Below are 8007 nucleotides of genomic sequence, written 5' to 3' on the forward strand. Positions count from 1 at the left end.
GGTTTAACACGCGGCGTCCTTACGTTTTTCGCGAGCAGGCTCGCTCCTACAGAGGGTCAGTGCGTGCCCTGAAAGATGATGTTTTCCGGGTTGAAGTGCTCCACGGCGCTGCCCGGCTGCGGCAATCCGAGGATGTGCCCCTTGATCTTGCCGACCACGTGCATCTCGCACGGTTTGCAGTCGAACTTCAGCGTCAGTACTTCGTCGCCATGGATCAACTGCATCGGTGCCACTTTGGTTTTCACGCCCGTCACACCCTTGGCCTGTTTGGGGCACAGGTTGAACGAGAACCGCAGGCAGTGCTTGGTGATCATCACCGGCACTTCGCCGGTTTCTTCGTGGGCTTCGAAGGCCGCATCGATCAGCTTCACCCCGTGACGGTGATAGAAGTCGCGGGCCTTCTGGTTGTAGACGTTGGCCAGGAACGACAGGTGCGCATCCGGGTACACCGGCGGCGGCGAGGTCTCGGCCTTGCGCCCGCCACGTGGGTGTGCGGCCACGCGAGCGGCGGTCAGTGCCTCGATCACTTCACGACGCAGCGCCTTGAGTTGCGAGTTGGGGATGAAGTACGCCTGCGGCGCATCCAGCTCGATGCGGGTGGCGTGGTACTCGGTGGTGCCGAGCTGGCCCAGCAGGTCGCGCAGGGTGTCCAGGGCCTGTTCCGGCTTGTTGGCCACGCCGAACGGGCCGGGCAGGGTGACACTGGCGCTGATGCCTTCTTCGCTGGTGGCGGTGACGTCCAACTGTGCTTCACGCAGGCGCGCCACCCAGGACAGGCCGATACGGCGCTCGGCCGAGGTCTTGAGCAGTGCCTGTTGCCAGTTATGGTCCAGGTTGCGGTTGAGCGGGTGGTTCGGGCGCAGTTGATGCAGGCCGGCGGGCATTTCGTTGGGTTCGACGCGGTAGCGATAGCGCTTCTCGCCGTCTTCCTCGAATTCGCCCTTGGGTTCTGCGATGTTGGCGCGAAACCCCACCACTTCACGCTTGACCAGCACATTCAGGCCGTCGCCGTTGGACAGCGGCTCGTGGGTGACCACTTGCAAGTCGCGCTTGCCGGCCTTTTCCACCACACCTACCGGCAGGCCGGTGAAGGTTGGGGTATCGAAGGCACCGATATCGATCTTGCGGTCGCTGACAAAGTAGTCGGTACTGCCACGGTGGAAGGTTTTTTCCGGATCGGGCAGGAAGAAGTGCGCGGTACGCCCGCTGGAAGCGCGAGCCAGGTCCGGGCGGTCTTCGAGGATTTCGTCCAGACGCTGGCGGTAGTAGGCGGTGATGTTCTTCACATAGCCCATGTCCTTGTAGCGGCCTTCGATCTTGAACGAACGCACGCCGGCTTCGACCAGCGCGCGCAGGTTGGCGCTCTGGTTGTTGTCCTTCATCGACAGCAGGTGTTTTTCAAAGGCGACGACGCGGCCCTGATCGTCTTTCAAGGTGTACGGCAAGCGGCACGCCTGGGAGCAGTCGCCGCGGTTGGCGCTGCGGCCGTTCTGCGCGTGGGAGATATTGCACTGCCCGGAGAACGCCACGCACAGGGCGCCATGGATGAAGAACTCGATGGCGGCGTCGGTCTCATCGGCGATGGCGCGGATCTCTTGCAGGTTCAGCTCGCGGGCCAGCACCAACTGCGAGAAACCGGCCTGGTCGAGAAACTTTGCCCGGCCCAGGGTGCGAATATCGGTCTGGGTGCTGGCGTGCAGCTCGATGGGCGGAATATCCAGCTCCATCACGCCCAGGTCTTGCACGATCAGCGCATCCACACCGGCGTCATAGAGTTGGTGGATCAGCTTGCGGGCCGGCTCCAGTTCGTTGTCATGCAGGATAGTGTTGAGGGTGGTGAACACGCGGGCATGGTAACGACGGGCGAATTCCACCAGTTGAGCGATATCGCTCACCTCGTTACACGCATTGTGACGGGCGCCGAAGCTCGGCCCGCCGATATAAATGGCGTCGGCGCCATGCAAGATAGCCTCGCGCGCGATGGCCACGTCGCGGGCAGGGCTGAGCAATTCCAGGTGATGCTTGGGCAAGGACATAGTTTTTTTAGTCAGGCTTGTCACGGTCGAGGCGCGCATTGTAGCTGTGAAATGCCTGAGCGGCATCTACCACAGGGCTGTGAGGGCAGCATGTCACCAATGTGGGAGGGGGCTTGCCCCCGATAGCGGTGCGTCAGTCGAAAACTGTTCAGCTGAAACACCCCCATCGGGGCATAGGTATCTACACAACGCAGCCGCGCCCAACCGTAACCACGATGCGAAGCGAGCCGCTCTTGATCTTGATCTGCTTTTGATCCTAGGCGCCCCGTTAAACCACGCTGGCCGAACGCAGGCTTGAATCCGTGGGCAACCCGGCAGGACGCCGGGTTAGCCGCACTGGGCCAAGGATGGCCCATTGCGGCGGCCCACGGATTCAAGCCGGAGAGAGGGCACACCGAGCCTAAGCGAGGTGCCGAGTGGTGGGGCAAGAGCGTTTTGCTTACTTTTGCGCTTTTCAAAAGTGAGCCGCTGTAAAAGCGGAACCATTAGCAGCCGTGACCGCAGAAACGGATATGTACTCGGTCTGATCCAACATCCTGGTCGGCCCAGAGGCCGCCATTGGGGGCAAGCCCCCTCCCACATTTTGTCGGCGGGACGCGGAGCGTCCCAGGCGGCATTCCCACGCAGAGCATGGGAACGATCAACAGTATCCCCGGGTATCAGGCCTTGGCGGCCATCGCGGTGACTTCAACCCGCATGCCTTTGACCGCCAGTTCGGCAACGCCCACCGCAGCTCGTACCGGCCAGGGCTTGGCGAAAAAGCGCGTGTACACGTCGTTGAACGCGGCGCGGTCAGCCATGTCGGTGAGATAGATGGTCAGGTGCATCACCCGGTCCATGGAGCTGCCGGCTTTTTCCAGGGCGACTTTCAGGGCTTGCAGGGTGCATTCGCTTTGCGCCGTGATATCGCCCAGTTCCAGGCTGCCGTCGGCGTGGGTGGGGATCTGGGTGGACACCAGGATGCCGTTGAAACCAATCACGTCGGATGAGATGGACCCTGCATCCGGATCAGGGGTGAACTGCAGATCGTGGTTTGCCATGAAAACCTCTCGCGTAGGGCGTAAACGTTGCCGCGCAGTCTACCCATTGAGGACCTGCGGGTCACGGTAGCCTCCAACAGTTTTTTTGACGTCAAAAAAGAAAATTCCGTACCGGGTAAAGTCGCTCAAAGCCGCGCCGATAGCGTGTTAGAGACTGATTCTCTGCACGTTGAGGGCGACATCATGTTCAACACGAAACTCAAACAAGAACTGGCGGCCAGGACGGTCGAAGTCGATGAGTACAAAGGACTGATTGCTGCACTCGAACGCTCCATGGCCGTCGTCGAGTTCGACCTCAACGGCAAGGTGTTGCGTGCTAACGATAACTTTCTGAATACCCTGGGCTATACCCGCGACCAATTGGCCGGCAAGACCCATCGCGATTTTTGCTTTCCAGCCCTCACCGGCAGCCCGGCCTACGCTCAGTTGTGGAGCGACCTGCGCGCCGGCAAGTTTGTCTCCGGCACCTTCAAACGCATGCATAGCAGCGGCGCGACCATTTGGCTGGAGGCCAGCTATAACCCGCTGTTGGATGAGCGCGGGCAGGTGCTGAAGGTGGTCAAATACGCGCTGGATGTCACCGCCAAGGTCGAGCAGGAAGCCGCCACCCGCAGCAAACTCGTTGCACTGGACCGGGCGATGGCAGTTATCGAGTTCGATTTGAGCGGCCAGGTACTGGACGCCAATGCCAACTTCCAGCAGGTGATGGGCTATTCGCTGGCGGAACTCAAAGGCAAGCACCACCGTTTGTTTTGCGAGCCGAGCCTGATCAGCAGCAGTGAATACGCCGATTTCTGGCGACGTTTGAACAACGGTGAGTTTTTCACCGGTCAGTTCAAACGACTCGGCAAACACGGCCGGGTCGTGTGGCTGGAGGCCAGTTACAACCCGGTCTACGACGGTGACGGCAAGTTGATCAAGATCGTCAAGTTCGCCAGCGATATCACCGAGCGCGTCGAGAAGTTCGAGGAGGACTCGCGGGGAGCGTCGCGGGCTTATCATATTTCGTCGGAGACCGAACGCTTTGCCGAGCACGGCACTCAGGTCATCCAGGACACTGCCACCGAGATGCGCCGCATTGCCGATAATATCGGCGCCTCGGCGCGCCTGGTAGGGCAGTTGGGCGACCGCTCCGAGCAAATCACCGCGATCGTCAACACCATTCGCGGGATTGCCGACCAGACCAACCTGTTGGCGCTTAACGCGGCCATCGAGGCTGCACGCGCCGGTGATCAGGGGCGCGGCTTTGCGGTGGTGGCCGATGAGGTCAGGCAACTGGCGGGGCGTACCAGCCGCTCCACTGCGGAAATCGCTGAGATGATCGGCATGATCCTGACCGAAACCCGGGATGCCGTGAGCAGTATGAACGCCACCCAGGAAGGCGCGCAGCGCGGCGTGAACCTGGCCGATCAGGCCGGATCGGTGATTTTGCAGATCCGCACCAGCACCAGCGATGCGGTGCAGGCGGTGAGCATGTTTGCGTCCAAGCTGGACGAGTCGGAGGTTATTCCCAAGGCCGCAGTGGGCTGGGTGGGTTGATGCTGATCCATTAAAAGCGCGCCCCGATGCTGATCGCCAGGACCAGCACCGGCGCGGTGGTTACTCTTTCACATCCATGAACTCTTCAGCCCACGCCACATAGCTTTCCGGCAATGTGTAGGTGTGGGTCAACTCCGTGGCACTGAGGTTCGAGGTGCTGTGGGTAAGCTGGCGTTGCGCACGCAGGCTGTCGTAAGTGGCCTTGATCGCGGCAAAGTAGGCGCCATGCCCGGCCACCACGATGCGCACGCCCAGGCTGGCCAGGCGCTCGCTGTCATGCAACTGCGGGTTGCCGTAGGTCACCAGCATCAGCGGTACCGTGAGCTTTTCGGCGATTTTTTCCAGGTGGTCGAAGTCTTTGACGCCGACCATGCAGATCCCGTCGGCACCGGCCTTTTCATAGGCCCGGGTGCGGGCGATCACGTCTTCGGTGGGCAATACGCCGGCGTTGGTGCGGGCAATGATCGACAGTTCAGGGTCGACACGCGCTTCGAGGGCCGCCTTGACCTTGCCGATGCCTTCCTCGACGGAGATCAAATCCGTGGATTTACGCCCGAATTGCGCAGGCAACAGGGTGTCTTCGATGGTCAGCGCCGCAACGCCGGCGCGTTCCAGTTCTTCAACCGTGCGCATCACGTTGAGGGCGTTGCCGTAGCCGTGGTCGGCATCGGCAATGAACGGCAACTGCGCGACACGGCCGATACGGGTGGCCTGCTCGACGAACTCACTCAGGGTAATCAACGCGAAATCGGGTGCCGCCAGTACCTGCAGGGAGGCGACGGAGCCGCCGAGGATACCGACCTCAAAGCCCAGGTCAGCCGCGATACGCGCGGACATGGGGTCGAAAACCGAGGCGGTTTCGACACAGATTGGCTTGGCAAGCAGTTCGCGAAAGTTGCGGCGCAGCGCTGAGTGAGAAATCTTGGGCATGTTCTTTCCTGGCTTTGGTCATCGTCAAGTGACGATCAATGTCTATTCGTGGTGGCGCGAGATTACCACGGGACGGGCAGGGGTTTATGACGTTTGCGGGCATGGGATGTGGTTTGGATGTGGTTTGACTGCCCCGTTTTGCACAACTGCTGTGCGGCGTTGGCGATTCATTCACTGGCGCGCGATGCCTATAGTTCATCCACCGGCGCAGTGCTCGACCGTGCTGTGCACACCAGCCCAAGACTGAGGTAAGCCTGATGAACCGTGAATTGGATCCCGCCCTGAGTGCCATCAACCAACTGGACGCCGAGTACTTCGAGTACAGCAAGGCGGCCAATCCCATCAGTGCCAATCTCATCACGCGCATTCCCTACCACAGCTTTCCCGCCGCGCTGTACGACAGCGGCCCATCGCGCGTAGTCCCGCTGGACCTCAGTGACGCCCTGGGTTGTGAAGGCCCGGCGACCGGTCCGGGGCTGTGCGCGAACTTCATGCGGCTTAATCGCGGCGATACGCTCACCTTGCAGCCCAACGCCACTTCGCAGGTGTTCTACGTGATCGCCGGAGCGGGCCGTACGGTTCAGGGCGAGTCCACGATTGAATGGTCCAAGGGCTGCTTTATCGCGCTGCCCGGCCGGCAGGAGGCGCAGTTCAGCGCCAGCCAGGATGCGCGTCTCTACTATGTGCACGATGAACCGTTGTTGCGTTACCTGGGCGTGACAGCCGGCGCCGATCGCTTCACGCCCACCTTGTACCCGGCGGCACTGGCCAACGCCAAGCTGCGTGAAGCCGCCGACGATCCACGCGCCCAGGACCGCAGTCGCATCAGCATCCTGCTGGGCAACCGCAACTTTCCCCAGACACGCACCGTGACCCACGTGCTGTGGGCGATGTATGGAATCCTGCCGGCCGGGTCGGTGCAAAAGCCCCACCGCCATCAGTCGATAGCCCTGGATTTCATCATTGACTGCCCGCCGGGTTGCTACTCCCTGGTGGGCACCGAGCTGGAGCCGGACGGGCAGATTCGCAACCCGGTGCGGGTCGACTGGGCGCCTAGCCTGGCCTTCGTGACGCCGCCAGGGTATTGGCATGCGCACTTCAACGAATCCGACACCGAGGCGTTCCTGATTCCGATCCAGGACGCGGGGCTGCAAACCTACCTGCGTGCCCTGGATATTCGCTTCAGTTGAGTCAGTGCCAGTCCGGCGTCTCGCCCAGGCGCTCGACGATAAAGTCGATAAAACAGCGGACCTTGGACGACACGATGCGCTTGGGCGGGTAGACGAACCACACGGCAAACGCTTGTTCGACGCTCTGGACGCGCCATTGCGGCAGCCACATCACCAACTCGCCGGCCTTGAGGCTGCGGGCCACCAGCCAGTCCGGCAACAGCGCGAACCCCAACCCCTGGCGCGCGGCGATCAATTGCGCGTCCAGGTCATTGATCCGGATGCAGTCGCCATGCACCAACGACGCTACGCGGCTGTCGGCGACGAAGGTGATATCGCTCATGGCCTGTATGCCCAGTACCGCAGGCACACTGGCAAGATCGGTCGGCGTCGAGGGCGGCGGGTGCTGCATGGCGAATGCCGGACTGACCACCAGGCGGTAGTGGCCGTCGCAGAGTTTGCGCGCTTTCAGCGTGGAATCGGCCAGCGCGCCAATGCGGATGGCCAGATCGACGCCGGTATGAATCAGGTTGACCTGGGCGTTATCCAGCACCAGCTCGACGCCGATCTGCGGGTAGCGCAGGCGAAAGTCGTTCAAGGCCGGAAGGATATGGTGACGGGCAAAGGCCGGCGGCAGGTTGAGCTTCAATAACCCGCGCGGCTGCTGGTTCAGCGCCGACGTCGCCGCTTTGGCGTGTTCCAGTTCATCGAGCACCCTGCGGGCGTGCATCAGGAACGTCTGGCCCCCTTCGGTCAGGTGCAGGGTGCGTGTGGAGCGGTTGAACAGCGCGATGCCCAGGTCCTGCTCAAGGTCCTTCACGTAGCGTGAAACGGTGGAGGCCTTGATGCCCAGGCGTTCGGCTGCGCGGGAAAAGTTGTTGCCTTCGGCGGCTTCGACGAAGGCGGTCAGGGCGGCGAAATAATCCAAGGTCGGCCTCAGGGGCAGGGCGGGCAGAGGTGCAGGTTGTGGAGGTTTGCCGCGTGCTGTCAACAGCCAACTGACAGTGGAGATACCCTGTGGGAGGGGGCTTGCCCTAATGCCAGTCAGTTAAGCGAACGAAATGCTTAAAGCAGCGAAGATCCCCTGTGGGAGGGGGCTTGCCCCCGATGACGGCCTCAGGGCCGACCAGGATGCTGGATCAGACCGAGTACATATCCGTTTCTTCGGTCACGGCTGCTAATGGTTCCGCTTTTACAGCGGCTCACTTTTGAAAAGCGCAAAAGTAAGCAAAACGCTCTTGCCCCACCACTCGGCACCTCGCCTAGGCTCGGTGTGCCCTCTCTCCGGCTTGA

General features: G+C 61.5%; 5 protein-coding genes and 2 pseudogenes. 3 read left to right on the forward strand and 4 right to left on the reverse strand.

Annotated features, from left to right (window positions below; translation table 11 throughout):
• Nucleotides 1-56: 56 nt before the first annotated feature.
• Both J1G34_RS23415 and J1G34_RS23420 read right to left on the reverse strand, forming a co-directional pair.
• The gene (locus tag J1G34_RS23415; protein ID WP_122560987.1) at nt 57-2036 is read right to left on the reverse strand and encodes a peptidase U32 family protein; all 1980 of its coding nucleotides are present in this window, start codon (nt 2034-2036) and stop codon (nt 57-59) included.
• A gap of 659 nt (nt 2037-2695) precedes the next feature.
• Nucleotides 2696-3076: a RidA family protein gene (locus J1G34_RS23420; RefSeq protein WP_065893125.1), complete on the reverse strand. Its 381-nt coding sequence runs from the start codon at nt 3074-3076 to the stop codon at nt 2696-2698.
• A gap of 183 nt (nt 3077-3259) precedes the next feature.
• Between J1G34_RS23420 and J1G34_RS27730 the strand changes: the two are divergent.
• A pseudogene (locus J1G34_RS27730) lies at nt 3260-4027 on the forward strand (PAS domain-containing protein); the annotation flags it as partial.
• A gap of 111 nt (nt 4028-4138) precedes the next feature.
• A pseudogene (locus J1G34_RS27735) lies at nt 4139-4615 on the forward strand (methyl-accepting chemotaxis protein); the annotation flags it as partial.
• 60 nt (nt 4616-4675) lie between these two features.
• Here J1G34_RS27735 and J1G34_RS23430 read toward each other — a convergent pair.
• Nucleotides 4676-5545, reverse strand: coding sequence for an isocitrate lyase/PEP mutase family protein (locus J1G34_RS23430; protein ID WP_065888139.1), 870 nt, complete (start codon nt 5543-5545; stop codon nt 4676-4678).
• A gap of 257 nt (nt 5546-5802) precedes the next feature.
• On the opposite strand from J1G34_RS23430, the gene J1G34_RS23435 reads away from it, so the two are divergent.
• Entirely contained in the window at nt 5803-6735 is a 933-nt protein-coding gene (locus J1G34_RS23435; protein WP_222994696.1) for a cupin domain-containing protein, read from the forward strand.
• Between the two features lies 1 nt (nt 6736).
• Here the strand turns inward: J1G34_RS23435 and J1G34_RS23440 are convergent, their stop codons facing one another.
• Nucleotides 6737-7642, reverse strand: a complete 906-nt coding sequence (locus J1G34_RS23440; RefSeq protein WP_065893128.1) for a LysR family transcriptional regulator — start codon at nt 7640-7642, stop codon at nt 6737-6739.
• Nucleotides 7643-8007 lie beyond the last annotated feature (365 nt).

It is taken from the genome of Pseudomonas sp. Wu6, assembly GCF_019891515.1.
In the GTDB taxonomy this organism is placed as follows: domain Bacteria; phylum Pseudomonadota; class Gammaproteobacteria; order Pseudomonadales; family Pseudomonadaceae; genus Aquipseudomonas; species Aquipseudomonas orientalis_A.